At 70.0% G+C, this 26,603-nt stretch carries 18 protein-coding genes and 4 pseudogenes; 10 read left to right on the top strand and 12 right to left on the bottom strand.

Annotation, left to right across the window (positions count from 1 at the left end; translation table 11 throughout):
- The first annotated feature begins 60 nt into the window (after nt 1–60).
- Together OH809_RS42575 and OH809_RS42570 are read left to right on the top strand one after the other, a co-directional pair.
- Nucleotides 61–4,284 carry a S8 family serine peptidase gene (locus tag OH809_RS42575; RefSeq protein ID WP_406415484.1) on the top strand — a complete coding sequence of 1,408 codons (4,224 nt, stop codon included), beginning with the start codon at nt 61–63 and terminating at the stop codon, nt 4,282–4,284.
- 88 nt (nt 4,285–4,372) lie between these two features.
- Nucleotides 4,373–4,996, top strand: a pseudogene (locus OH809_RS42570) (ATP-binding cassette domain-containing protein); the annotation flags it as partial.
- Between the two features lie 210 nt (nt 4,997–5,206).
- Here the strand turns inward: OH809_RS42570 and OH809_RS42565 are convergent.
- Together OH809_RS42565 and OH809_RS42560 are read right to left on the bottom strand one after the other, a co-directional pair.
- Nucleotides 5,207–6,391: a TIGR03118 family protein gene (locus tag OH809_RS42565; RefSeq protein ID WP_406415486.1), complete on the bottom strand. Its 1,185-nt coding sequence runs from the start codon at nt 6,389–6,391 to the stop codon at nt 5,207–5,209.
- Between the two features lie 203 nt (nt 6,392–6,594).
- Nucleotides 6,595–6,888 (bottom strand): hypothetical protein, encoded by a 294-nt coding sequence (locus OH809_RS42560; RefSeq protein WP_406415488.1) that lies wholly within the window; start codon nt 6,886–6,888, stop codon nt 6,595–6,597.
- A gap of 528 nt (nt 6,889–7,416) precedes the next feature.
- Between OH809_RS42560 and OH809_RS42555 the strand changes: the two genes are divergently transcribed.
- Nucleotides 7,417–8,163: a phosphotransferase family protein gene (locus tag OH809_RS42555; RefSeq protein ID WP_406415490.1), complete on the top strand. Its 747-nt coding sequence runs from the start codon at nt 7,417–7,419 to the stop codon at nt 8,161–8,163.
- Between the two features lie 33 nt (nt 8,164–8,196).
- Here OH809_RS42555 and OH809_RS42550 read toward each other — a convergent pair whose 3' ends face one another.
- The 3 genes from OH809_RS42550 to OH809_RS42540 are packed head-to-tail and all read right to left on the bottom strand — an operon-like array spanning nt 8,197 to nt 11,548.
- The gene (locus OH809_RS42550) at nt 8,197–8,589 is read right to left on the bottom strand and encodes a hypothetical protein (protein WP_406415492.1); all 393 of its coding nucleotides are present in this window, start codon (nt 8,587–8,589) and stop codon (nt 8,197–8,199) included.
- Nucleotides 8,586–10,700: a hypothetical protein gene (locus tag OH809_RS42545; RefSeq protein ID WP_406514812.1), complete on the bottom strand. Its 2,115-nt coding sequence runs from the start codon at nt 10,698–10,700 to the stop codon at nt 8,586–8,588. Before OH809_RS42545 ends, OH809_RS42550 begins: the two co-directional genes overlap by 4 nt.
- The gene (locus OH809_RS42540; protein WP_406415496.1) at nt 10,697–11,548 is read right to left on the bottom strand and encodes a hypothetical protein; all 852 of its coding nucleotides are present in this window, start codon (nt 11,546–11,548) and stop codon (nt 10,697–10,699) included. The genes OH809_RS42545 and OH809_RS42540 overlap by 4 nt, the downstream gene beginning before the upstream one ends.
- Nucleotides 11,549–12,752: 1,204 nt before the next feature.
- Here OH809_RS42540 and OH809_RS42535 point away from each other — a divergent pair.
- Nucleotides 12,753–13,130, top strand: coding sequence for a nuclear transport factor 2 family protein (locus OH809_RS42535; RefSeq protein ID WP_024757633.1), 378 nt, complete (start codon nt 12,753–12,755; stop codon nt 13,128–13,130).
- Between the two features lie 74 nt (nt 13,131–13,204).
- Here OH809_RS42535 and OH809_RS42530 read toward each other — a convergent pair.
- Together OH809_RS42530 and OH809_RS42525 are read right to left on the bottom strand one after the other, a co-directional pair.
- Nucleotides 13,205–13,333 (bottom strand): annotated as a pseudogene (locus OH809_RS42530) (IS630 family transposase); the annotation flags it as partial.
- Nucleotides 13,334–13,757: 424 nt separating this feature from the next.
- Nucleotides 13,758–14,213: a hypothetical protein gene (locus OH809_RS42525; RefSeq protein ID WP_406514813.1), complete on the bottom strand. Its 456-nt coding sequence runs from the start codon at nt 14,211–14,213 to the stop codon at nt 13,758–13,760.
- Nucleotides 14,214–14,229: 16 nt separating this feature from the next.
- On the opposite strand from OH809_RS42525, the pseudogene OH809_RS42520 reads away from it, so the two are divergent.
- The 4 genes and pseudogenes from OH809_RS42520 to OH809_RS42505 form a co-directional block, all read left to right on the top strand.
- Nucleotides 14,230–14,378: pseudogene (locus OH809_RS42520) on the top strand (IS5/IS1182 family transposase); the annotation flags it as partial.
- A 24-nt stretch (nt 14,379–14,402) separates the two neighbouring features.
- Nucleotides 14,403–14,606, top strand: a complete 204-nt coding sequence (locus OH809_RS42515; protein ID WP_406415500.1) for a hypothetical protein — start codon at nt 14,403–14,405, stop codon at nt 14,604–14,606.
- A 135-nt stretch (nt 14,607–14,741) separates the two neighbouring features.
- Entirely contained in the window at nt 14,742–15,161 is a 420-nt protein-coding gene (locus OH809_RS42510; RefSeq protein WP_037699834.1) for a YciI family protein, read from the top strand.
- Entirely contained in the window at nt 15,134–16,465 is a 1,332-nt protein-coding gene (locus tag OH809_RS42505; RefSeq protein WP_406415502.1) for an RNA polymerase sigma factor, read from the top strand. Before OH809_RS42510 ends, OH809_RS42505 begins: the two co-directional genes overlap by 28 nt.
- Nucleotides 16,466–16,711: 246 nt before the next feature.
- Here OH809_RS42505 and OH809_RS42500 read toward each other — a convergent pair whose 3' ends face one another.
- A complete protein-coding gene (locus OH809_RS42500; RefSeq protein WP_406415504.1) occupies nt 16,712–20,101 on the bottom strand; it encodes a S8 family peptidase in 3,390 nt (1,129 codons plus the stop codon).
- 582 nt (nt 20,102–20,683) lie between these two features.
- Nucleotides 20,684–21,712, bottom strand: coding sequence for a TrmB family transcriptional regulator (locus tag OH809_RS42495; protein WP_406415506.1), 1,029 nt, complete (start codon nt 21,710–21,712; stop codon nt 20,684–20,686).
- A gap of 582 nt (nt 21,713–22,294) precedes the next feature.
- Here OH809_RS42495 and OH809_RS42490 point away from each other — a divergent pair.
- Nucleotides 22,295–23,416, top strand: coding sequence for a PP2C family protein-serine/threonine phosphatase (locus OH809_RS42490; RefSeq protein ID WP_406415508.1), 1,122 nt, complete (start codon nt 22,295–22,297; stop codon nt 23,414–23,416).
- 237 nt (nt 23,417–23,653) lie between these two features.
- Here the strand turns inward: OH809_RS42490 and OH809_RS42485 are convergent, their stop codons facing one another.
- Nucleotides 23,654–24,532 carry an IclR family transcriptional regulator gene (locus OH809_RS42485; protein ID WP_406415510.1) on the bottom strand — a complete coding sequence of 293 codons (879 nt, stop codon included), beginning with the start codon at nt 24,530–24,532 and terminating at the stop codon, nt 23,654–23,656.
- 172 nt (nt 24,533–24,704) lie between these two features.
- Here OH809_RS42485 and OH809_RS42480 point away from each other — a divergent pair.
- Nucleotides 24,705–24,884, top strand: a pseudogene (locus OH809_RS42480) (helix-turn-helix domain-containing protein); the annotation flags it as partial.
- A gap of 129 nt (nt 24,885–25,013) precedes the next feature.
- Here OH809_RS42480 and fabF read toward each other — a convergent pair.
- A complete protein-coding gene (fabF, locus tag OH809_RS42475) occupies nt 25,014–26,276 on the bottom strand; it encodes a beta-ketoacyl-ACP synthase II (RefSeq protein ID WP_406415511.1) in 1,263 nt (420 codons plus the stop codon).
- 78 nt (nt 26,277–26,354) lie between these two features.
- A complete protein-coding gene (locus OH809_RS42470) occupies nt 26,355–26,603 on the bottom strand; it encodes an acyl carrier protein (protein ID WP_406415513.1) in 249 nt (82 codons plus the stop codon).

The raw sequence follows: 26,603 nt of genomic DNA, 5'->3' as shown, positions 1-26,603 counted from the left end.
GGGCCATGGAGATCAGTTGTGCGGCAAGTGCCCTCGCCACTAGGACCTTTACGCATGGCAATGAAGTCACGAAGATCGCGTCATGCCGCCCTCGCCGCCGTTGTTCTCGCCGGCACGTTGGCGGTGACACCGGGTGCCGCCAACGCGTCCACGCCCGACCCGTCGCAACGAGTGCTCGTCGAACTGTCCGGGAACCCAGCGGTCACCGCCGCGCCCGGTGGATCGCTGCTGTCCGCCGAGGCCGCCCGCGGCGTCGGCGCCGCCCGCCGCGCGCTCGACGCGCGGCAGGAGACGTTCCTCGGCTCGGCGAAGAGCGCCGGGCTGCACCCTTCGGCGACCCGCAAACTGGGTCTGCTCGTCGATGCCGTGGCAATGACGGTGCCCGCGTCCGAGGTGGGGCGGCTGTCCTCGCTGCCGGGCGTCACCGCGGTCCGCCCCGACACCCGGGTGCTGACAAAGACGGACGTGAGCGTGCCGCTGATCGGCGCACCCGGCGTCTGGCAGCGCAAGGACACGGCCGGAAGCCGCGTCACCGGCAAGGGGACCACCGTCGCGATCCTGGACAGCGGCGTGGACTACACCCACCCCGACCTGGGCGGCGGACTCGGCAAGGGGCACAAGGTCGTCGGCGGGCACGACTTCGTCAACGGTGACGAGGACCCGATGGACGACAACGGCCACGGCACCCACGTCGCCGGCATCATCGCCGGCAAGGCGGCTGAGAAGGGCGGCGTCACCGGCGTGGCGCCCGGCGCGAATCTGCTGGCCTACAAGGTGATGGACGCCGACGGCTCCGGCTACACGTCGGACATCATCGCCGGAATCGAGGCGGCCTCCGATCCGGCCAACCCGCACCGCGCCGATGTGATCAACATGAGCCTCGGCGGCCCCGGCGACGGCACCGACCCGCTGGGCCGCGCCGCGACCGCGGCCGTACAGGCCGGTGTGGTCGTGGTGGCCGCGGCTGGCAACGACGGACCGGGCACGGGTACGGTCAGCAGCCCCGCAACGGCCGACGGCGTGGTCGCGGTCGGCGCGTCGACAAGCAATCTGCGGCTGCCCAGCGCCTATCTGGCCGGCCAGAAACCCGAGTTGATCCAGACCTACCGCGGCATCCTGTCCGCGAACCCGCCGGAGCACCCCGTCACGGCGCCGCTGGTCGATGTCGGCGAGGGCACCGCCGAGGACTGGAAGCGGGTCGGCGACGTACGCGGAAAGATCGTACGGGCCGAGATGCTCATCGCCTCCAACGCCCAGTACCTGACGGCGAGGGCCGTGGAGTGGGCGAAGGAGGCGGAGAAGCGCGGCGCGATCGCCGTGCTGGCCGGCCTGCCCTCCAACGACGGCCCGGTGTTCGTCGCCGGAGCACCGGGAGAGGTCGGGCCGCCGGAGGTGAGCCCTGAGCCGGGAGTGGCCCAGGTGCCGTCCTCGTCCGCGCGGATCGACGCCTCCGGCGACTCGCTGCGCATGGACCACCTGGTGGTCATGGGCATCGACTCGACCCAGTACACGGAGTTGAGCGCCCGACTCGCCGCCGGGAAGGTCTCGGTGACGCTGCGCGGCACCGACACCACCGACCGGATCGCCTCGTTCTCCTCACGCGGTCCCGCACAGGGCTTCGGTTTGAAGCCCGATCTGGTCGCACCGGGCGTGGAGATCCGCTCCACCGTGCCCAAGGCACTGTACGGGCCCGGCGAGTACCGCATGTCGGGCACATCGATGGCGACCCCGCACGTCGCCGGCGCTGCGGCCCTGCTGCGCCAGCTGCATCCCGGCCGGGCGCCTGCCGAGATCAAGGCCGCGTTGGTCGGCACCGCGAAGCCGCTGAGCGGCAACGGGCCCACGACGCAGGGCTCGGGCCGGCTCGATGTGGCCGCGGCCGCCTCGGCCACGGTCAGCGCCTCGCCGGCGTCGGTGTCGTTCGGACTCGCCGATCTGTCCGGGCGTCACGTCGGCGGAATCGCGAAGGTGACGCTGCGGAACTCCGGCAAGCGGCCGGTCGCGACCTCGCTGCGGACCGACGGTCCGGCCACGGTCTCGGCGAAGCGGGTCACCGTACCGGCCGGGGGGACCGCGACCGTCACGGTCTCGCTGCGCGTCGCCCGACCGGCGGCCGACACCGAGATCAGCGGCCGTCTCACGGCGACTCCCGACCGGGGATCAGCGATCGGGGTGCCCTACCTGCTCGCCGTCCGGTATCTGGCCGTCCAGGCCGCACCCGACCCGAGCGACGGTCACTCGACCGTGCACATCGCCCCGCCGACCCGGCTGGCCGCACCGCCGGTCGTCACCGTCACCCCGCCTCGCGGCAAGGCCGTCGACGTCACTTCCACGCTCGATCCCGCCAGCGGCTACTACCGGGCCGAGGTGACCGGCAGCGTGGCCGGCGCCTACCGGGTCTCGGTAGGCGGCACCGCCGGCACCGGGCAGCGGCTCACCGGCGCCGGTGCCTTCGAGGTCACCCCGGTCGACAGCCGCAGGAACCGCTGGGAGCCGGTAGGTCCCAACGGCCAGGCCGGCTCCATCACCCTCTCGTCGAGCCGGCCGAAGCAGGCCGTCCTCACCCAGTACAAGAAGGCGGCTCCCTGGCTGACCACCGACAACGGCGCCTCCTGGCGCCAGTTGGGACGACTGCCTGTCGCGGACGGCACGGGTCCGCTCGTGGTGGACGCGAAGAATCCCGACCGCTGGTGGTACGCCGTGAACAGCGTTCACGACGGCAGTCGCCGGGGCGCCATCCTGCGCACCGATGACAACGGGCGGACCTGGCGCACACTCGACGTCCCGGACACCCGCATCGCGGCGCTCGCCGCCGATGAACGGACCCGCACCCTGGTCGCGGTCACCTCGGACGCACTGCTGGTCAGCACGGACGCGGGCGACCACTGGACGACGTATCCGACCGGCGTCACCGGCGGCATCACCGCCGCCGTCGTCACCGGTGACACCCTCTATATGACGACGTATCACGGCGTCTGGGCCCGCTCCGGCATCGGCTCGGGCAACCCCGGCGAGGCACGCCTGCTCTTCGACCCGTCCGGCGAGACCGTCGGCGGGCTGGCCGCCGACTCCTCGGTCGTGGCGGTGTATGTCCCGGGCCGGGGAGTTGTCGGTTCCCGTGACGGCGGGGAGACCTGGACCACCCTGCTGTCCATGACGAACGGCGGCCTCCGCCTGACCATCTCGGGTGACGACCTGTACCTGAGCACGCTGTCCGGCAGCGGCCGTCTCAGCCGCGACCACGGGCAGACGTGGACGACGGTCGCCGCGCCGTCGCGCGCATCGGTACCGATGGACTACGACCGTTGGGCCGACGGTTCCGTCACCGTCTCCAGCGAGCAGGACGGTCTCTACCGGGGTGCCGCGGACGGCACCGGATATCGGCGGATCGGCGTCCAGGGACTGACTGTCAACGATCTCGTGGTCAGTGACGGCCATCTGCTCGCCGCCACCGACAGCGCGGTCTACCGCACCGCCCTTCCCGTCGCGAGCCCGGAGTGGGGCCAGTCGGGCGGCGAGGGCATGAGGGGCGTCACCGTCCCGCACCTTGCCGTGTCGGCCAAGGATCCGAAGGTGATCTGGAAGGTGCGGCGCACCGCGTTCAGCTCATTCACCGTCGAGCGCAGCGGCGACGGTGGTGCCACCTGGGAGGAGAAGGGCCGTTCGGCGGAGGTGCCGACGGCGCTCCTGGTCCACCCCGCCGACCCGAACCGGGTCATGGTCAGCTTCCAAAGCCTTCTGGGCCGGGGGCTGTTCGCCACCAGCGACGGCGGCACGACGTGGAAGAACCTCTACCACGAGCGCTCCTTCGGCACCATCGCGGGCGACCCCGCAAATCCGCTGCGCCTGTGGCTCGGCAACACCGCCGGTCTCTACCGGTCTGACGACGGCGGGGTGACCGTCACCAAAGTCGCCGACGGCCCGGTGACCGCGATCGACCTCGACGGACGGCGTCTCGTCGTCGGCGGCGAGAGCGTCCGCGTCAGCACCGACGGCGGCCGGGCCTTCCGCACCGCGGACACCGGCGCTCTCGCGATCCATGTCTCCGACCTGCTCCGGGTCGAGGACACGCTCTACGCGGCCACCACCAGCTCCGGGGCCAGCGGCCTCCTGCAAGGCGGCCGCGGCGTACTGCGCAGCACCGACCACGGTCTGAGCTGGCACAACATCTCAACCGGCCTGCAGAACACCGACACCACCAAACTGGCCGCGAGCCCCGACGGCCGCACGCTCTACGTCGGCACCGTCGACGGCGGCGTGCACCGTCTCAACCTGCGCCACTGATCACTACGGACCGGGCGCCCGGACGGAACCTCTGTCCGGGCGCCCGGTCCGCGCGTTGACGCGGCCGGTGGATCAGCGCAACGACCACGACGGCCGGGCCGCCCAGCGCGGGCGCTTCAGCGGCGGTTTCGCAGCTGCGCTCCCCGGGCGGCAGCGGAGGGAACGGGCGGCGCTACGGGTCTCCGCCGGGGTCACCGCGCACCGCGTCGCACAGGACCGGGGGCCGCGTGACAACGAGAAGATGGGCTACGGCCACCGCGCCGGCCGGGTCCAGAGCCAGATCTCCCGGCGGGTGCGCAACGCCACCCGCCGCCTGGAGGAGCTGGAGCGTTCCCAGGTCGGCGAGCCGCCGAAGCCGCTGCGGTTCGAGAGCACGGCGCTCGCCGCACCGGCGGCGGAGGGCGACGGTCCGCTGGTGTCCCTGGATGACGTACGGGTGCCGGGCCGGCTCGCAGCGGTGAGTGCGGAGGTGTCGGCGACGGACCGTCTGCTGGTCACCGGTGGGAACGGGGCCGGGAAGTCGACTCTGCTGGCCGTGCTCGCCGGGCGGCTCGCACCCGAGGGCGAGATGCGGCGGCGCGGACTGACCGTGGGACTGCTCGCCCAGAACACCGTTTTCGACCGGCCGGACCGGTCCGTCCGGGACACCTATGAGCTGGCGCTGGGTGCCGAGCGGGCCGAGGCGGTGCCGCTGGGCTCGGTCGGCGCGCTGCTCGCGCACGCCGTGGAGGAGACCTGCCGGGCAGGGATCTCCCTCCTGCGCGTCGACCGCTACGCGGGCGACGACCGCATGCTCGTCGCGTCCTACGGAAGCAACGGCTTCCCGCCGACCGGGGCGTTCACGGTCGGCGAGGACCGGTGGCCGGGGCAGGCGCCGGCCCGGCGCGTGGGGCAGTGCGCCGGGCTCGGGCGGCGGGGTCGGTCAGTCCTCGGCGCGCAGGGTGCCGAGCAGTCCGTGGGCCTCGCCCTCGATTCCGGCGGCGAACCACACGGAGTCCTTGCCACCGGACTTCTGGGTGCCGCGCAGCAGCCCCCACAGCCCGGGGATCTCGATCGCGTTGCCCTTGCGGTCCCGCAGCGTGCCCTTGAACTTGCCGCTGTTCGGGTTGAAGACGTTGATGTGGCCGTCCCCGAAATTTCCGACGAGCAGGTCGCCGGAGAACTTGCCGAACTTCTTGGGCGCGATTTCCAGGCCCCAGGGCGAGTTGAGCACGCCGCGGCTCGCGAAGCGCTTCAGCAGCTTGCCCTCGGTGCTGAACGTGTCGATGAAGCCGTTGCCCGCACCAGGGACGTCGTCCTTCTTGTCCTCGTCCTGCTTGGCGTAGGTCACGAAGACGCGCGAGCCGATCTTCTTGACGTCGAACGGCGCGAAGCCGTCGGGGATGTTCGGGTCCTGGAACCGGTCGTCGGGTGGCAGGAGGTTGAAGTCCTTGTCGAAGACGTCGATGCGGGCGTCACGGAAGTTGGCGACAAGCAGCCGCGACCGCTTGTCGTTGCCGGCCGTCTTGCCGCGCTGTGCGCAGGCCCTGCTGTGCTTCTTCTTGGCCGGGATCAGGGTCAGGCCCTTGAAGACGGCGTTCTCGCCGTCGCTGTTCTCGTGCGCGACCTGGACGGCGTTCGTCAGGTTCACGTCCGGGCTCCAGGCGAAGAGGTCGCCGTTCTCGCCCGCGAACAGGAACTGGGCGACACCGCTCTTGCCGAAGCCACTGAAGCGGAAGTCGTCGGTGTCGTTGCGCACGATCCCGGTCGGGGCGCCGCCCTCCGGGATCGACACCACCAGGTCCAGGATGTTGACCGGCTTCCCACGGACGGCGCCCGAGTACATCGTGGCCTTGTCCATGCCATTGTCCGAGGCCCACACCTCTCCGGTGCGCGCGGCGGCCAAGCCCCAGGGGTTAACCAGGTTCCCGTCGGTCGCCTCCGCCCTGCCGGGGATATCGGAGACGAGATCACGCTCCCGGAAGCCGTGATCGGCCCCGTGCGGCGACTCCCCCGACCCGGGCGGTGCCGCGGCAGCGAGGGCGCCGACCGTGCCCAGGGCCAGCGCCGCCGCCGTCAGCCGCCTTCGAAGGGGCCGGGGTCGACAGGCCGATACGTGCTGTGCCATTCAGATACTCCTCTACCGCAATCAGACAAACTGGCAAAAGTCATCAGATGTGACGGGGTGTCATTTGGCCAGTCGACACACCGGATCGTCACACCCCGGTGGGCGGCTCCCTGCGCGGCACGAGGCGGACCTGCCCCTACGCCGCGGTCGCTGGTCCCTTACGCCGCGGTCGCCGGCTCTGGTACCCGAGATACCAGTGCCGGTCACCCACGTTGGTTCAGAGCGCGTGTCAGCTCGCGGTTGGTTGCCCGCGCGGCCTCCAGCTCAGCTTCCCGCTCCTCCGGGTGCGACGACAGCTCGACGCTCTTCTGCTCCAGCCGGGTAATCGTGCGCTGGAACTCCTCGATGTCCGCGGGAGCGCCCAGGTCCGACTCGCGCCAGGTCTGCTCGCCCATCAGCTCCGACAACGGCTTCTCCAGTTGGTGAACCCGAGCGATGAGCCGGATATTGCGGGCGTGAGCGTTAGCGAGGTCGGCCTGGAGCGAGGCCACGCTCACGGGGGGAGGCGCCAGCCGGGTCGTTCCGCGAGGGCTCAAGCTCGGCGGCGTGGTGCAACAACCCGCCATAGAGGCGGGTGATGGCGGTCGGCGCGGAGCAGTCGGCGGCGGTGCAGCGCTCCCCCGCAGGGCTGCGGCCTCGGTGGCAGCGGCGCCGAACGCAGGCTGCCTCGATCGTGGCCGGCGCATCGTCCGGGACCGTCCCCGGCTCGGGAAACGCCCGGGCGCTGAACTCACGCATCGCGCGGGTCTGCCGCTCGACCGCCTCCGCGATGCCCGGGTCCACCCGCCGCACGGGCGTGACGGCCTGGTGAGCGGCGAGCTTGTGAACGGGGTTCTGGGCTGACCGTTGACCGTTCTTGGTGCAGCTTGTCCTTGGCGCCTGGTGACTCTTGGACTCCTAACAAAAGTGGTGGGACCGGGTCGGTGTCGTGCATGAGGCCGCCGGTAGCGGGACGTGGTCAGCCGCGTAATCGCACGCGATAAACCCGTGCGACGTCGGCGATCATCCCCGGGATACTGTCGCCCATGGATGAGGTCAAAGTCGTCGTCGCCCATTCCGAGCGCGCGACCCTGCGCGTCGGCGACGTGTTCCTGAAGGTGGACGCCGATCAGGCACGCATCGACGTCGAGGTCGAGGCGATGTCCCTCGCCCCGGTCCCGACCCCGGAGGTCCTGTGGCGCAAGCCGCCCGTGCTCGCGATCGCCGCACTCCCGGGGACGACGCTTGGGCGCCTCGGCGGGCCGTCGACCGGGTCACCGGCGGCGTGGGCCGCGGCGGGCGCCGCCATCCGGAAGCTGCACGAAGCGCCGCTGCCGCCCCGGCCCGGCCGGGCCGGGCGGAGCATCGTCGCGCTGGCGGCGGAACTCGACGACGAGTGCGAGTTGCTCGTGACGAACGGCCTCCTGCCCGCTGACCTGGTCGCCCACAACCGCCAGGTCGCCGAGGCCGCGCTCCGGCCGTGGACTCCGGCGTTCACACACGGCGACCTGCAGATCGCGCACATCTTCGTCGACGGCGACGAGGTCACCGGCATCATCGACTGGTCCGAGGCGGGCCAGGGTGATGCCCTGTACGACCTCGCCACCTTCACGCTCGGACACGAGGAGCACCTCGACGACGTCATCGGCGGCTATGGCACCGACATCGACCTCGACGTGATCCACGCGTGGTGGTCGTTGCGAAGCCTGCTGGCAGTTCGCTGGCTGATCGAGCACGGCTTCGACCCCTCCGCGCCGGGCTGTGAGGTCGACGTGCTGAGATCCCGGATGTGAGGCTGCGCGGGCCAATCTGCCGGGTTTTGTCTGTCAACCGCGGTAGCGGTGGTTGCTGATGTGCGTGACTTTCGCCTGTGCTTCCAGCGCCTCCTCTGCCTGGGCAGCGCGGAGGGCAAGGAACTGAATCTGTGCGGCGGCGAGCTTGAGTTGATCTTTCAACTCTCGGTTGCGGCGACGGAGCTTTGCGTTCCTGGCGGTGAGCCGGTCGTGCTCGCTGCGGGTGCCGGGGGTCGGCTTCGTCGGTTCCGAGCGGCGGAGCCCGATCTCGCGTGCGATGTCGGGGTAGTTGCGGCGGAGGGTCGTGTTGCTCATGCCGACCTTCTGCGCGAGGGCGAGGACGCTCGGGCGACGGTTGTGCTGCTCGCAGGCGGTGAGCATCTCCTGGAGCTTCTTGCGGATCAGGGCCTCGGGGACGGTGTTCATGCTGAGGCCTCCAGCCGGCCGCTGTCCCGGAGGAACTCGGTGATCTTTTCTTGTCGTTTCCGCAGGCGGTCGGCCAGCAGCGGCGGCAGGGGCGGGCGGGCGTCGAGCCGGCACTCGATCCGGTCGAGTTCGCGGTGCCAAGCCGCTGTGTTGGCGGGTGTGAGGGCGACGTTGCGGCAGGCCAGCGGCTGGCATCCGCCGTGCTCGGGCATGTCTTCGGCCCGGCCGCGCTTGGCCTTCTCGCAGAGGGCATTGGTCGAGTCGTGGATGCAGGTGATGTAGTCGCCTGGATAGACCGCCGGATCATGCCGCTTCATGATCCTTTCTAGTCGGCGCTCGTCGAGAACGACGGTGCCTTGGAACTGGGAGCGCTCGCCGAACTCATCAAGGCGCCGTTCGGCTTCGTCGGCAGCCGGTCCGGCGAGGTCGCGGTGTTCGTGTCCTTCGACCATCCCGATGAGGCCCTGGCCGCGAGCCAGGGCCTGCTCACTTTCGACCTCCGCGCGGAAGCCGGACGAGCTGGTGCCGGCATAGCCCTCGAACATCTGGATGCTGTGGTGGCGGTATTGCAGGGCCCCGGCAACGACGCCTCCGGGGTGGCGGGCGATGAACCAGGCCAAGGTGCGCCGGAAGAGACTCGTCTTGAGGGCAAGGACGCTGCCGTTGACCTTCGGGATGCTGTCCGGCCGTTCAGTGGCGGTGCAGTAGTTGTTGATCCACTTCATGTAGTCGTTCAGCTGCTGATTGGTGCTGCTGGTGCAGAGGGCCGAGCGGACAACGGTCTTCTTGCTGCCCGGGCCGTGCGGCAGACCGTTGAAGAGGTAGTCGGCCTCGGGCGGCTGGAGTTGTTCGAGGATCTTGATCGCCTGGGCGACCGGCTTGCCGACGACCCAGGTGGCCATCACGCCCGCGCTCTCGTCCTCGCCCTTGAAGGCCAAGCTGGTGACTTTCCAGCGGTAGGGGTTGCCGTCGGCGTCGCATTTGACGTGGAGGCAGTCCCGCCGCAGGTGCTTGACCTCGGAGTCCCGCATGCCGCTGAGGAACGCGATGATCACGTAGGCCGCGGCCATGAGCTGGCGGGAGAGAACGGCCAGGCTCTGCGGGGTGGTGTGGTGGCATTCGATATCGGTGATCCAGGGCTGACCGTCCAGCCGGCCTCGGATCGGGATGTCCATCCCGGCAGAGTAGGTCGTTCCGACGTGTGCGGCTGCCTCTTCGATCTGCGATGTGTGCAGCGACACCTGGCGGCTTTTGGCCCGGATCTTCCGGGCGATCTGGGTGACGTTGGGGTGGCCAAGGAACCCCGGCAGGGGACGGTTGGCCTCAATGTGCTCGGCGAGGAAGCCCTCAACGAGTGCGGCGACCTCCGCCGGGGGCCGTCGCGGCATCGTGTCACTCCGGCCCGACCGGCGACGTTCGTGCCACTGGCGGCTGCCCTCCAGGATGTCGGGAGCGAAGTCGTTGATGAACCGCAGGGACCAGACGACCAGCGGCCCCAGAACGGACTCGGGCAGCCTGGAGGTTGCGTTCTCGCTCCTGCTGCCGGACGAGTGCGGACTGCTCCAGTCGTCGAGGTGGAGCGGGTCGAAGGCCAGCGCATCCGGCCCAAGAGCCGTGCGCCATCGCCAGAGCAGACGGACGAAGGACCGGGCCGTGACGCCGCGGGTCGAGCCGGCCGACAGGACGACGATCAGGTGCCGAAGGTATGCCTGCAGGTCAGGGCCGGTGATCAAGCCGAGGTGGAGGAGATCGGGATGGTGGGACCACCGTTTGTCGAGCCACTTCGTGAAACGTACGAACTCTCCGAAGTAGGTGCGGATCGTGACGATCTCAAGGCGGTCCTCGCCGTCCGGCAGTGGCCCGGACAACAACTCATAGAACAGCCGTTTGCCTGCCGGGCGGAACCTTTCCGGGACGCGGGGAAAGTTCAGGATCAACGCGCGGTCGTGGGCCATGAGTTGGGCCGAATCCATCCGCCAGACCGGGTCGCTGTAGCGGCTGGTGTCCTCAAGCCGCAGACCTGAGCCGAGCTGGCGGCCGTGCAGGACGAACGGGTCCGCCGCATGCTCGGGCAAGGCGGAAGGCAGGACAGCGGTCGCGGTAGGAGTCACGGGTGTTCCCAGGGTGATTCGACAAGATCGAGGAGGGCGTCGGGCAGGGGGTGCTTGCGGATCTCGGCGACCTCGGCCGGGCTGAACTTCGGCAGCACATCGCGGCGGATCGCGGTCCAGGTCGGGCCGTAGGCCTTCCACCAGGTGTCCTCGTCCATCTGCTGCAGCCGGGTGTGCATCGCGTCCAGAAGGGCCAGCAGCCGGGGTAGCTTGTCCCGGGTGATCAGGCAGTTGCCGCAGTGGAAGCAGGCCAGGAACGAGTCCTGGCAGGGCCGGCCGGTCTCCGGGTGATGGTCGTGGTCGGTGCAGGCTCCCCAGGCGGTGTCCGTGCCGGTCGCGTCCGCGTCCGGTGCGACGGCCGGGCCGCCACCGCGGACCCGCGAACGCTCCTCATGGACCTTCAGGGCAGCCCGTTCGTGGGCGGTGCGGGCCGCCTGTTCCGCATCCACCAGGGCCTCACCCATGACCTCCTCGGCCCACTCGCGGATGGTGGGGTCGGGCCGCAGATAGTTGGTGTAGAGGACCTGGGCGGTGTTCGACTTCGCCGCCGAGGGCAAGTGCCCGCCCATCCGTTTGGTGCGGCGGGCCTCGGCGGAGGTCTTGATCCGGTTGAAGGTCACGATCAGTGGCCCCGGCGGAGCCGGGGCCACCTCCTCGCCGTTTCCGGCCTCCGGGGCGACGTCGGCCAGCAGCGGCTTGGCCCGGGAGGCGGCCCAGCGGGCAAGCGGCAGGTTGCCGCGGGCCCGCAGGGCAAGGCCCTGTTCGGCGCACCGCTGATTCGCCGTGGTGAACATGTCCTTCCAGGTCGAGACCGCCAGCGGCATGCCCGACTCGCCCAGCCAGAACATCGCCGGCTCCAGGCCGTCGGCCGTTTCCCGCAGCAGTCGGCAACGCTCCGCGACTTCAGGCGCCGGACGTCGACCTGCTGGCCGGCCGCCGTGCCACCGGTTCGGGTGGCGATCATCGGGCGGTCTGGGTCGGCGATCACCAGCGGGCGGCGGATTCGGCGGTAACGGCCGGCAGCCCGGGCCTCAGCGACCACCTCGGCCCGGTCGATGTCCCGGTAGTTGGCCAGATCCCTCGCCACCGAGCCCGGGGCATAGATCCAGCGGGCCGAACCGCCCTTCGCGATCGCTTCCGGAAGCCAGAACCGGCGGAAACCCGCAGACCCCGGCCCGGCTGGCATCTCCATGTCAGTCACCGCGGACTGCTCGGAGATCCGCATCCCGGTGCGGACCATCAAGTCGGTGTAGAGCGCGTTCCGCGAGGCCCATCGGCCTCGGAACCGCGTCCGTGGCAGGCCCGCGACGTCGTAGCCGCGGACGCCGACGTCCCGCCAGCGCCGGTAGGACGCCGCCGGCAGCCACTCGATCCTCTCGCCGGCCTCGTCGTGGGCGTAGGTCGCCGGAACCGTCTCCCGCCCAGACCTCCCAGACCGGCGAGGGGCGACCGTCAGTCCGGGCGGCGGACTCCGCCGATCCCGCTGGGGAATGGGGACCTCGGACACGAGCTGCCTGCCGACCGCCCATTGGTAGAACTGGTTGACGTGCGAGACCTCCGTGCTCCACGTCGTCCCCTGAACCGTCGGCCCGCTCTCGTCCCGGCGCCGCCAATGGTGGAAGGCCAAATGGTCCTCCTCGGTGGCCTGCCGCCAGTCCTTGCCGCCCCGCGAGAAGTACAGGAAGTTGAAGTACCTCGCCATCGCCTCGGCGGCGTTGTTCTGGGAGTGCCACGACGCCTCCAGCAGGATCACCCGATGGAAGTACGCGTTTAGCGCGACGTCGTACGCGAACGTCGGTGACAACAGGTATGGCGTCCCATCCGGGATTCCTGCCTCGTCAAGCCAAGACTCCCAGGTCAGAGGCAACCCCGGCACCGCCCAGGCCAGCTCGGCGGCCTCTGGAAGCTCCCGCGAGCTGTAGTGGACTGACCAGCGCTTCCTCCCCAACACACCCGGACCATAGCTAGTGCTGTGACCGGGATGGTTCACCGTGGTCGGGAGACGGCTCACGGGACGAGCGCGGTCCGCGAGGCGACTGGTATTACTGGTGCATGCAAGAAGAGACCGCGCGGTCCGCGATCGACACGTTCATCTCCGCGTTCAACGCCTCGGACGACAGCTATGTGACTGCGCTGCTCTCCCAGGCCCTAACCTCGGACGTGGTCTTCTGGGGACCGTTGGGCCGCAGTGAGGGGATCGAGGCGGTCGAGCGGTTCGTGCTGGACATCCGGCGCCACCCCGCGGGGACCGGCACGATGGTGCGCTGTTCGGCGGTGGACATGCCGGACGAGTGGGCCCGGTACCAGTGGGTCTTCACGACGCCGGATGGAGGCCCCCGCCTGGCGGGAACGGACGTCGTCCATCTGCGGCGGAGCCTCATCGACCAGGTCATCGTCTTCGCGGGGGAGATCGAGCCGTCCGCCTCTTGAGTCATTCTCCTCTGGCGCCGTCCTTCTCCTGAACCGGCCCCGTTCGGGGCTCCGGGTCTGCCCAGCCGAGATCATCCGGCCGAGGCCAGCAGCATCATCGCGCGCCGATAGCGCACCGAGTTGGTGCTGCCCCGGCGCAAGATCTGCTGCAGCCGCTGCCCCTCCTGGTCGGTCAGTCTGCGCACACGGACAGGCTCGGCCACCGCGCCTCCAGCGGTCGGATCGGACGTCACCGCACATCCAACCGCCACGACGACCAACCCGGCGAACCTATGCGGTCACAGCACTAGCTCCGGTCATAGACCGAGCGCACACAAGCGAGCGCCTGACGGAAGCCGGGCGAGGCCATGTCGCGGATGTTCACCGGCGTCTCGGGCGCGGCAGCGGCTGCCGGGGCCGTCGCGCCGACGGCCAGGCCCCGGCCTGGGTGATTTCGTGCGCAGGCGGACTGTCGCGAAGGTCGTCTCGATGGGGTTCACAACTGCTGAGCAGGCACATCGTTTTGGCGAACGTGGGCACGATGGGGTGAACGGTGTCACAAGCTGCGGGTATGCCCGGCGGGGTGTGCGTAACGTATTCGGTGCGATCTGGGACGCCGGGTGGGCGTCAGCAGTCGGGGCCCCCGTGTCACCAGCGAGATGGTTCGGGGCCTCCCCGTCGCCTCCGGCCACACCCATATGGCCAGGTCGTAGGAATTCCGCCCGCCCGGGACGGACCGCATACGGGATATGCGTCGCCGACCGGGACGCGAAAGCGAAGGACCAGTGCGCCCAAGACCGTTCGGGGCGTACCCGTGAGCCGGGACTCACTCCTGCTCACTGCCCAGGAACGGTTCGTCGTCCGCAGGTGGTAGTCGTAAAACGCCAGCAGTTCGTCCTCGTCCTCGACGATCTTCTTGACGGCCTTGGGGAACTTCGCCCCATACTGCCTGGCGAACACGGCGACGGCCTGGGCCGCGCACTCGCGGTCTTCGGCGTTGTCCGTGGCGACCGGCTCCAGCAGCCTGGCCTCGGCACGGTCGCCACGTGACGACGGTCCATCCGGCAGCTCGGCCCCCTTGGCGCTCTGTACCTCAGCAGACACCGGCATGAACGGCTAGGGCAAGCTGCGACGCTGCACCGAGAGGAGTGGCAAGGCGGTGAACTTCTACCTCCGCCTCGCCGCATCGTCACGCTCCGCATGCTCATCCGCCGCGCGGCGACGCTGTACCGCTGGGACACCCGGCCCACCACCCGCCGCCTCAAGTGACACCTACTGCCGGTCGGTCCAAGGGTGAAGGTCAGACATGCGAACACCGTCGACGCGGCGGTCGTCGGGTTCACCGGTCCACGTGCCCAGCCCTGGCGGCTCGTGCTCGTCCCGACCGGGGAGAGGCAGGTCCGATTGCTGGCCCGGCTCGCCGCGGGCCTGTCTGTCCGGATCGGCCAGGAGCTCGGCGCGGCCGTCGAGCCGGCCCGGTCGGTGCACCTGGCCTGACCGGACCGACGGGCCGGACCCTCGTCGGGTGCAAAAAAAATGGCCCACGTCCGTCTGCCGTGTCGATCCGCGGCTGCCCCGTTCGACCTTGGAGTGAGAGGGTCGAAAGCGGCCCCGACATCAAGGAGACCGAAGATGGCGAAGTACATGCTGATCATGCGAGGCACGGACGAATCCGTCGCAAAGATGATGGAGACGCCCTTCGAGCAGATGCTCGAGACGGTGGGTCGCTTCAATGAGGAGATGATCCGGGCCGGCGTGCTCGTCGCCGCCGAGGGCCTGGACGACCCGGCCCAGGGCGTGGTGGTCGACTTCAGCGGCGAGGCGCCGGTGGTCACCGACGGTCCGTACGGCGAGACGAAGGAACTGTTCGGCGGCTTCTACGTGATCGACGTGGCTTCAAAGGAGGAGGCGGTCGAGTGGGCCAAGCGACTCCCGGCAGTTGCCGGCACGAAGTGCGAGATCCGCCGCGTGCCGAGCATCGACGAATTCCCGCAGGACAACGAGTGGATCATCAAGGAGCGGGCGTGGCGCGAGCGAACCGGCCAGCTCTGACGCCCGCAGCCACCAGCGGTCCGCCGAGCACCGAGTCGGCGCGGCGGGCCGTCGAGGCCGTCTGGCGGATCGAGTCCGCACGGATCGTCAGTGCACTGGCCCGCTACACCGGGGACTTCGAGCTGGCCGAGGACGTCGCACAGGAGGCGGTGGCGGAGGCACTCCTCACCTGGTCGCGCGACGGTGCGCCGGCGAACCCGGTGAGCTGGCTGCTGGCGACCGCGCGACGGCGCGCCATCGACAGCTTCCGCCGCCGGTCGGCACTCGACGAGCGATACGCCGTACTCGCCGGCCGGCTCGCCGAGGGGGAGGCGAGCTCGGGCGCGGTGGCCCCGCGGGACCGGTCGGACGACCTGCCGTGGGACCCCGACCGGGTCGACGACGACGTCCTCGCGCTGATGTTCGTGGCCTGCCATCCGGTGCTCTCGCCCGAGGCCCGTGTGGCCCTGACGCTGCGCGCGGCCGGCGGCCTGTCGAGCGAGGAGATCGCCCGGGCGTTTCTCGTGCCCGTGCCGACGGTCCAGGCACGGATCACGCGGGCGAAGAAGACGATCGCCGCGGCGGGAGTGCCGTTCGAGCTGCCGCCGTCCGAGGAGCGGCGCGAGCGGCTCGGCGGTGTCCTGAGCGTGCTGTACGTGATCTTCACGGAGGGCTCGACAGCGACGACCGGTGACCGCCTGCTGCGCCCCGATCTCGCGTACGAGGCGATCCGGCTGGCCCGGATGCTGGCCGCATTGCTGCCCGATGAGCCGGAGGTGTACGGGCTGCTCGCTCTGTTCGAGCTCACGGCCGCGCGCTTTCCCGCACGCACTGGGCCCGATGGCGAGGCGGTGCTCTTGGAGGATCAGGACCGGCGTCTGTGGGACCGGTCGGCGATCCGTCGTGGTCTGGCCGCGATCGGCCGGGCCTCGGCTGTCGGGCGCGGCCTCGGACCGTACGGGCTGCAGGCAGCGATCGCCGCCTGCCACGCGTCGGCGTCCTCGGTGCCGGAGACCGACTGGGAGCGTGTCGTGCTCCTCTATGAGGCGCTCGGCCGCGTGGCTCCGTCACCCGTCGTCGAACTCAACCGGGCCGTCGCCGTCGCAATGGCGAATGGACCACAGCAGGCGCTGTCCATTGTGGACGAGCTGGTCGCCTCCGGCCGCCTGTCGGGGTCGTACCTGCTCCCGAGCGTGCGCGGCGAACTGCTCGTCCGGCTCGGCCGGACCGCCGAGGCGCAGGCCGAGCTGGAGCTCGCCGCCCGGCTGTGCCGCAACGTCCGCGAGCGTTCGGTGCTGCTGCGTAAGGCGGCCGCGCTGGCGTGATACCCGCCCGCCTCCCGCTGTCCGGGGAGGCGGACCGACCGAGTCGGACGGGCCGCTGCGGAGCAGCCGGAACCACATGAGCAGCGAGTGTGCCGGGGCTCAGTCTCGGCTGCGAACCTGCAGATCAACTCATATGCGCCGAGTTCTGACACGCCTGGGCTGCGCCCTGATGATCAGGGGTGGGGCAGCGGGTGGCCGGCCGGGCGGGCCTCCCGTTGCGGGAGACCGCCCGGCCGGACCATGTGGTTACCGGACGTCGTGGGCGCGGGTGATGGTCTGGGTGACCGCGTTGCCGTTGGCGTCGGTGAGGGTGGCCTTCATCGTGACCTGCTTGCCGGAGGCGCCGGTGTGGTCGAGGACTGCCGTCCACTTGCCGTCCCGCTGCTCGGTCGGCGCCTGGGTCCAGGTGGTGCCGCCGTCGTAGGAGTAGGAAAGCGAGGCCGCCGTGATCGCGCCCGGGGTGTACCCGGCGTGGCCCTCGACCGACAGGCCGACCTTGATGCCGCTCTGCGCGGGCAGGGTGTTCATGCCGTCCACCGGCACGTCGTACGCCGGGAAGAGGAACGGCAGGCCGCGCGAGTAGACGTCCGGCTCCAGGTGGGAGCGGAAGCTCCAGGTGGTTTTGACAGCGGTGGAGCGCAGCCAGTTCCGGTCCGAGGTGTCGATCTTCTCCAGGTTCTGGGTGAGCTCGTACGCGGAGTCCTCAGCCGGCACCTTGAACACGGCGTACGGGTAGGTGCTGGTGGCGATCTGCTCACCGTTGCGCTTCAGCACCAGGTTGCCGAGGTCGCCGAACGATCCGCCGTAGGACCAGTGGTCGCCGGAGGCGTCGAGCCAGAGCGCGTTCTGGAAGCCGATCAGGTCGCCCTGCCGCTCGGCGGTCAGCATCAGCTTGCCGTCGGCGTCGCGCGGCGCGGCCGGCCGCAGGGGGCCGCCGTACCACTCCTCGGCACGCCGCTCTCCGGCCCGGTAGGTGCGCTCTTGGTCGCTCATGAACGCGGCAAACGGGAAGCTGGTCATCGCGCCGTGGTACCAGGCGTCGTCGCCGGTCGTGTAGTAGGCGGTGCGGGTACCGGGCACGTGAACGGAGCCGAAGGGGCTCACGGGGACGTAGGCGCCGCTGCTCCCGGAGGGGCGGATGAACATCGCGTCGATGTAGTCGGCCTCCTTGCCCATGGCGTTCCAGGTTTCGGTGACCTGGGCCAGCTTGGAGTCCTCGGACTTGTAGACCTGGTCGGACTGCAGCGGACCCTGGGTCGGGAACGACAGGTTGTAGACGTAGGGCGAGCCGTCCTCGGAGCCGGTCGCGCGCCAGGTGGGCCGGAACTCGAAGGTGCCGTTCTCGGCACGTCCGTCGACGTCTGCGTAGAACTTCTGGACGGTGTTGCCGGCCATGAGTGATCCGGATATCTGCCAGGTGTCGTCCCACGTGCGGGCGTAGCTGAGCGTGGTGTTGTTCACCGTCGAGGGGCGGTCGGTGTGCAGGCTCAGCTGGTGGGCCTTGCGGGCGTCGAGGACGACGGTGGTGTCATGGGTGATCCGCAGCTGCGGGTTCCCGAGGTAGCTGATCGATTCGGGCTTGTTGTTCGCGTCGTAGCTCGCCACGAAGCTGCTCAGGGCATAGTCGCCCGGGCGCACGCTGTACGTCTGGGTGGTCGCACCCGCGTTGCTGCGGCGCTCGCCCTTGTCGGTGTCGAGGCTGACCAGGTCCAGGGAGGTGGGGCCGGTCGCGGGCTTGCCATTACGGTCTATGACCTTGACCCGGAGGGTGACCGTCTCCGGCTGGACGTAGAGCGTGACGGGCACGGAGACGTGCGCATCGCCGCCGGTGGCCAGGATCCGGCCGGTGACAGCGCCGTACTGGCCGGCCTTGAGGCGGGCGGTGGGGTCGATCTGCAGCGGCACCTGGGCGGTGGCCCCTGCGGGGACGGTCACCTTGCCCTGTTCCAGCTTGATGGTGCCGGAGTTGACGTCGCTGCCGTCGTTGCCATGCACGCCGCTGAGCTTCAGGCTCAGGGTGATGTCACTGCTGCTGGTGTTGGTGAAGGGCACCTGCACGGTGGTGCGGTCCGAGGCGTCCTGCGGCCAGTTGTAGCTGCCGGCCTGGACAGCCGGTGCGGAGAGCACCTGCTGGTCCACCGCGGTGGCCACGTCGAGGACGCCGCCCCCGGTCTCGTCAGCGCCGGCGACCTTGCCATCAGTGCGGGCGGAGGAGACCAAAGAGGCCTTGACCTGCTGCGCGGTCCAGTCCGGGTGGGCCTGGCGGACGATGGCCGCAGCACCGGCGACATGCGGGGTCGCCATGGAGGTGCCCGACATCGTCTGGTACGCGTATGTGCCGCGGCCGCCCGCGGCCGCCGCCGAGATGCCGACGCCGGGGGCGGCGATCTCGGGCTTGAGGGTGTGGGTGACAGCCACGGGACCGCGGCTGGAGAACCACGCGGTGGTGTCATCGCGGTCGACGGCGCCCACGGTCAGCACACCGGGGACACAGCCCGGCGAGGAGACGGTCTCGCTGCCCGAACCCAGATTGCCGGCGGCAATGACGAACAGGGTGTGCTTGTTCTGCGACAGCTCCTTCGTCGCCGCGGCCAGCGGGTCGCCGCAGTCACCGACCGCGGAGTTGCCCAGGCTCATGGAGACGACGTCGGCCTGCTGGTCGACGGCCCACTGCATCCCCTCGATGATCCAGGAGGTCTGCCCGTAGCCGGAGTCGTTGAGGACCTTGCCGATGAGCAGGTCGGTCCCGGGGGCTACGCCCTTCTTGCGGCCGTCGCTGGCCGCTCCGGAGCCGCCGACCGTGGAGGCGGTGTGGGTGCCGTGCCCCTGCCGGTCCTTGACGCTCTGGGAGTCGGTGAAGTTCTTGGACGCGGCGATCCGGCCCGCCAGGTCCGGGTGCTCGGCGTCCGCGCCCGTGTCCAGCACGGCGACCTTGGTGCCCTTGCCGTCGTAGCCGGCCGCCCAGGCCTCCGGCGCGTGCACCTGCGCGGTGGACCGGTCCAGGGTGGCCTCGACCTTGCCGTCCAGCCACAGCTTCTTCAGCGTGGAGGCAGAACGTGAGCGGGGGTTGGTGACGTCCTGCCAGAAGGTGGCGGCAGTGTCCTTGCCGGCCTTGAGCGCGACGCCGTCCACAGCCGGGAGGCTCAGGCCTCGCTCGGCCCCGCGAGGGGCCGCCGGCGCGCTGTCGGCAACGTTCACACTGTTCTGGTAAGTGGCGATGAGTGGCAGCGTGTCGGTGTGTGTGTCGTCGTATCCCTGGCGGATGAGCCCAGTGACGTTGAACAGCTGCTCGTCGACCTTGCCCTCGGCAATCGCCTGGGAGGCGTCCTCCGGGTAGACGTAGAGGTCCTTGCCCCTCTGATAGGTCTGGACCATCGGCTGCGTGCCGTCCTCGCGGGGCAGCACAGCCGCCGAGCTGTGGCCCGACCTGTCCGTGGTCACCAGCACCTTGTCGCCGGTGACGAGCGTGACCGTCACCCGCTTGCCACCCGTTGCCGTGGTCCCGCTGCCGACGATGGGCCGCTTCCCCGAGGCACCGTCAGGCGGCGTATCCGCCGCCCCGGATGGCCCGACCGCGGTCACGGCCAGGACCGCGGCGGTCGCCGCGCCCAAGGCTGTACGCGTTATGGGGCGCATGAGTCTCCCTACTTGACGCCGTGAACATGCCATTCCGCAGCCTGGCAGACACACGGATCGTGTAGGGATGCTGCGTGTGACGGGTTTCCCGCATGTCGGTTTTCCGTCACGCGGTCACATCAACCGGTTCGTCAGCTCGTTGGGGCTTCGGACCTGGCAGGTGGGGGTTCACAACTGCTGGGCAAGCACAACGTTTTGGCGAACGTGGACACGATGGGGTGAACGGTGTGACGAGCTGCGGGTATGCCCGGCGGGGTGTGCGTAGCGTTCTCGGTGCGATCTGGGACGCCGGGTGGGCGTCAGCAGTCGGGGCCCCCGTGTCACCAGCGAGATGGTTCGGGGCCTCCCCGTCGCCTCTGGCCACACCCACATGGCCAGGTCGTAGGAATTCCGCCCGCCCGGGACGGACCGCATACGGGATATGCGTCGCCGACCGGGACGCGAAAGCGGAGTACCAGTGCGCCCAAGACCGTTCGGGGCGTACCGGTGAGCCGGGACTCACTCCTGCTCACTGCCCAGGAACGGTGACCACCCACAGACGGAGACACCTCGGCCCTCAGGCCGAGGAGGAGGAGGAGGAGGTCAAAGCCAGCCCGCACGTGCGGCGTGCCACCCGAGTTGCAGGCGCGAATCCGCTCCGGCGAGGTCCATCAGACGGCGTGTCCGCCGCTCCACGGTGCGTACGGAGAGGCCGAGCTGGGAGGCCGCCCGCCGGTCGGAGATCCCTGCCAGCAGCAGGGCGAGGACCTCCAGTTCCCCCTCGGTCGGCTGCTCATCGGCTGCCGGCTCCGCGCGCACACCCGTGGTGGTGGCGTACAGCGGCCGGGCCTGGGCCCATTCCTTCTCGAAGAGATGGACCAGTGCCGTCAGCAGGCCGCTGCGGTGCACCACGATTGCGCTCGGCTCGTCGCCGGAGTCCGCCATGTCCAGTGGCACCATGGCACGCTCCCGGTCCGACACGACCATCTTCAGCGGCAGCGAGTCGACCAGGCGGAGCTCGAGGCCCGCCGTGACGGCCGCCCGCACGTCCCGCGCTACGTCGTGACCGTCGAGATAGTCCTTGGCAGCCACAACCCGGAAGTCGACTCCGCGGTCCAGCGCGGAACTCTCCGACGCGTCGGCATCCTCGCGCGGCACCGCGATGGGCGCGCCGACAAGGAAGACGAGCAACTCCCGCTGGGCGCCGCGCTGCAGTTGGTGGAACCGGTGTGCGACCTGCTCCACACCGACGACCACCTCCACGACGCTGCCCGCAGGGTGTGCGGCGGTACTGCGGTACTGCTCGGTCAGCATCGAGAACGCGGTCTCGGCCCGGTGCAGCGCGTTGCGCTGCTCGACGAGGAGCGGGGCCAGGGCCACCGAGGGTGGTGTGAGCCGGTAGCGGGCGGACTGGAGGCCGGCCCCGCAGTCGGCCGAGTCGGGTGCCCCACTCTCGGCCTCGGTGGCGACCGCGACCAGCCCACGTGTCGCCAGGTCGAGCAGGATGCGGGCGGTCTCGGCCTTCTCGATTCCGGTCTGCCGGGCGAGGTCCTGCGCGGAGGCTGTCGGGCGGGCCAGCAGTGCCGTGTAGATGGCCTCTTCGGCCGGGCCCAATCCCAGTGCCTGCAGCATCCAGCTCCCCCTCGGGCGGCCGCCGTGTCTGGCCTTGGCGCAGCTCGGGTGGACCGAGCGGATTCTTCTCAGCCGACCCTATCCCGCTGTCAGGGTGTCGCCGTTGGCAGCTGCCTGTTGTGCACCCCACCTGGGATGTCCGGACCGGCCTCCCGGGTGGGAGACACCGCGCAACGAGGGCTCCGCGACATGGCTGGTGCTGTGATTCGTGCCCTGCACGCTGATCTGGCGACCACGCTTGAGCGGCGTGCGCTGCCGCCGAACCGGTGGGTGCGTCCCGACAGGGACGTTCGTGGCAGGCACCGTCACAGTCCTGACCGCCCCACCGGCCCGGCGTCGGCCATCGACATTTCTGAAGGCTCGGACGGGGGCGACCGTGCCCCGGATGACCCGAGTCTTCGACCCGCGGCTCCGCCACCGGGCGTGACCAGCGGATGCGCCCGGGTCGAAGGTGTACACGGGCCGCTCACCTTGCACGTAGTGCTGGTCACCGCACAGGGGACATCGTCCGGCGGGGCGCGGCTCACCCACGGCCGGGCCTGCCTACCGTACGGGGAGTACACCACCTGACCGGGAGGTCCCGTGCCCCGTAAGCATCCGAAGAGTTTCGCGCGTCCCTTCGAGGCCATCGAACCACCGCGCGACGCCGAAGTAGTGATCGGCGTGGCGTCAGTGACGGTCCTGGTGGTGGCCCTCGGTGCCCTGTCCGAGTCCCCGGTGTGGCTTCTCGGGCTCCTTGTATTCCTGCCGGGGACGGCGTCCGCGCTGTGCACCGTACGCCAGACGAAGTTCGTGTCTGCGTGGACCACGCTTGTGGTCATCGTCACCGTGCTGGTCCGGCACGGTGACGGGCGGTCGTGGCTCGACAGGATCCTGATGATGCTGCTCACCGTCGCCATGGGCGCGGCCTCCGTCTACGCCTGCCACCGTCGTATCCACCGCGAGCACGAGATGCTGCGGCTGCGCTCCACCGCCGCAGCGATGCAGCGCCACATCCTGCGCCCTCTGCCTCTGCTCACCGACGACGTCCTGGTCGACGGCGTGTACGAGCCCGTCCAGGAGGACCGGCTCATCGGCGGCGACATCTACGACGTCGTCGTCTCTCCGTGGGGAACCCGGGTTCTGATCGGCGATGTCCAGGGCAAGGGCCTGCCCGCGGTCGGCGCCGCGTTCGCCGTCATCGGCGCCTTCCGTGCGACGGCCCACCGGGAGCCCACCCTGACCGCGCTCGTCGATGCCCTCGATGCCTCTGTCGTACGGCACAATTCCTACGCCGCGCAGACCGGCGACGACGAACGGTTCGTCACGGCCCTCATCGTCAACGTCGACGCGCACGAAGAGGTACAAGTCATCAACTGCGGGCACATTCCGCCGCACCTGCTGCACGACGCCACCGTCATCACGCCGGCCCTCGGCTCCGGCGTCCCTCTCGGTCTCGCCGAACTCGCCGCCGAACCCGCGACCGTCGACTGGTTCGCCTTCCCACCCGGCGCGACGCTACTGCTGACCACCGACGGGCTCACCGAGACCCGCTCTGCCGACGGCACTTTTTACCCCGTCGCCGAACGCCTCACCGAGCGCGTGTCCCTCTCCCCCACCGACCTGCCGCGCGCCCTCTACGACGACGCGCGCGCGTTCGCCGGGGAGGGAGGCCAGCACGACGATGTGGCGGTCCTGTCCGTCCGACGGTCACCGCACCGCTGAGCGCATCGCAGCGCACGTCACGCAATCGACGGTTACGCCCGCCACCTGCGGGACGCACTCCCGCACGCCACGTTGCTCGCCTTCACCGGCACCCCGATCGTGCTGTGCAAGAGCGTGAGCCGGCGGGACGTTCCCGCGGAGCGGGTCGGTTGCAGTGGGGTGACGGCCTGGCGGCGTCTGCGGGACTGGACCGGGGCCGGGGTATGGCGGTCGCGCCGACGCGACGGCTGTGAACCGTCAACTCGCAGGAGAGCGGGCCTTTGTTGGGATTCCGTCAGAGCAGACACGCGGGAGCTCGGGGCGGGCCGCGTCGGCGGGTACGTCGTAGTCGTACGGGTTCGGTTGCCCGGGGAGCGCCTGCTCGTCGAGCCACCAGTCCGGTCCGCGGGATGCCTGGACGCGCCGGGAGACGGCCTCGGCCGCGGCGAGGACCGGTGGCGCGAGCCGCAGCGGCCGGAACGTCTCGACGGGCGTCACCACGCCGACGGCGGCCACCACGGTGCCCAGCGCGTCGCGGATCGGGGCCGCCAGTTCGGCCGTCTCCGGCGAGACGGTGCCGACGGTCACCGCGTAGCCCTGCCGCCTGATCTTCGCCAGGGAGTGCTGCAACTCCGCGCTCCCCAGGCCGGTGACCGGCTGGTCCGCTGCTCCCGCGTTCGCGTGGGCCAGCAGGACCAGGCCCTGCGCGGTGGTGTGCAGCGGCTGCCGTCGGCCCCGGGCGCCCGGGGCGGACGCATGGCCGGGGTCACGGGAGACGAAGCTCAGGCAGACGGTCTCGTCGCCGTCTCGGATCGTCAAGAGGGCGGCGGCCGCGGTCTGGCTGTGCAGGTCCACCAGGGCGGGCTGCGCGATCTCCGAGACGAGGGAACAGCGCAGAGCGAGTGTGCCCGTCTCCCACAGCCTGAGGCCGATGCTGTACTGCCCGTCCGCCGTCCGACCCAGGGCACCCAGTCGGTGCAGCTTGGTGACGATGCGGTGGGCGGTGGCGACCGGGAGCCCGGAGCGGCGGCTGATGCCGCTGAGCGTCAGGACGCGGTTACGTCGGTCGAAGGCGCTCAGGACGCCGAGCGTGCGGTCGACAGCCGAGCGTTCGGGGACGCTGGGGTGAGTGGTCATCCCGTCGACTTCCCTTCATTTGTCCAACTCGTCTGCGCGCCAGACGTGTTCTGGTAGCGGGCGATCAACTCCCCATAATTGAAGCCTCAGGTGAGCAAAGAAGGGTTGATTACGGAACGGCCATGGTCAATTCCGTAACGCTACCGATCCCCGTCATTCCGTACACCCCCGCCTGCCGGCCGTCACCGGCAAATCCACCAAGGATCTGATAGACGCCCGGGCGGCCCTGGAGGCACAACGGCTTCTCGTGCACGCGGACTGGGGAATCGGTGTCATCGCGCATGATCTCGGGTTCACCGAAGTGACCAACTTCAGCACGTTCTTCATGCGCCGGGTGAATGTGCCACCGGGAGCTTTCCGGCAGGACCCGACGGCACGCACCGCCCTGCCCTGTTCGGTATTTCGGCATCGGCGCATTGCGGCACACGGGCAGGCGGCACACCGCGAGGGTGTACCGCCTGCCCGGAAACGTGCGGTTTCGTCACACCGTACGGAATGCCAGTACCACGTTGTGGCCACCGAATCCGAAGGAGTTGTTCAGGGCGGCTATGCGGCCCTCCGGGAGGGGGCGGGGCGTGTCGCGGACGATGTCCGCGTCCACGTCGGGGTCGGGATTGTCGAGGTTGATGGTCGGCGGGGCAAGGCGGTGCCAGAGCGCGAGGACGCTGGCGACGGTCTCGACACCGCCGGCGCCGCCCAGCAGATGGCCCGTCATCGACTTGGTGGCGGACACCGCGAAGTGGTCGGTGTCGTCGCCGAACACCTTGCGCAGGGCGAGGATCTCGGCGACATCGCCCTTCGGGGTCGAGGTGGCGTGCGCGTTGACGTGGACGATCTCGGCGGGCTCGAGATCGCTGGTGTCCAGCAGGCTGGTCAACGCGGCGGCAATGCCACGGCCCGACGGTTCCGGCTGGGTGATGTGGTGGCTGTCGGCAGACAGGCCCTGGCCGACGGCCTCCGCGTAGACCTGCGCCCCGCGCTGGGCCGCATGCTCGGCCGCTTCCAGTACGACGACGCCGGCGCCCTCGCCCATGACGAAGCCGTCACGGTCGGTGTCGTAGGGGCGGGAGGCGGCGGTCGGGTCGTCGTTCCGCTTGGACATGGCCATCATGTTGCCGAAGGCGGCCATGTTGAGGGAGCAGATGGCCGCCTCGGTGCCACCGGCGATGACGACGTCGGCGCGGCCGGTGCGGATCATCTCGATGGCGTAGCCGATGGCCTCGGCGCCCGAGGCGCAGGCGCTGATGGGGCTGTGCACACCGGCGCGGGCGTTGACGTCCAGACCGACGTTGGCGGAGGGAGTGTTGGGCAGCATCATCGGGATGGTGTGCGGGGAGACCTTGCGGGCGCCCTGCTCCTTGAGGATCTCGTACTGTTCGAGCAGCGAGGTCACCCCGCCGATGGCGGAGGCGATGACGACGCCGAGCCGGTCGGGGTCGACCGAGGCGTCCTCGCCCGCCTGGCCGGTGAATCCGGCGTCGCCCCACGCCTCGCGGGCCGCCACCAGGGCGAGTTGGGCCGTACGGTCGAGCTTGCGGGCCTGAGGTCTGGGCAGGACCTCCGTCGGCTCCACGGCGACCTCGGCGCCTATGCGTACCTGGACCTCGGCGGTCCAGTCGTGCGTGAGCTGCCGGACCCCGGAGCGGCCGGCCATCAGGCCCTCCCAGGTCGAGGCGCTGTCACCACCGAGCGGGGTGGTGGCGCCGACACCGGTTACGACGACGGTGCGGTCGATCGCTTTCACAGGAATCACTCCACGTCTGGATGGGGGAATTGCCGGACGGAGCGGCGGCTGCGGGGCCACCGGTCGGTGAGTGCCTGGTCAGCCCTGGTTGCTGAGGATGTACTCGACGGCTTCGCCCACGGTCTTCAGTCCGTTCGCCCGCTCGTCGGGGATGGTGACCCCGAATCTCTCCTCGGCGGCGACGACCACTTCGACCATGGACAGCGAGTCGACGTCCAGGTCGTCGGCGAAGGATCGCTCCATGACGACGTCCTCCAAGGGGACCCCGGTGATCTCGTTGACGATCTCGGCGAGCCCGGCGAGGACTTCTTCCTTGGTGACGGTCAT

Source organism: Streptomyces sp. NBC_00873, assembly GCF_045207415.1.
In the GTDB taxonomy this organism is placed as follows: Bacteria; Actinomycetota; Actinomycetes; order Streptomycetales; family Streptomycetaceae; genus Streptomyces.
Note: the sequence above shows the minus strand (reverse complement) of the source record. Positions and strands in the feature narration are given on the sequence as shown.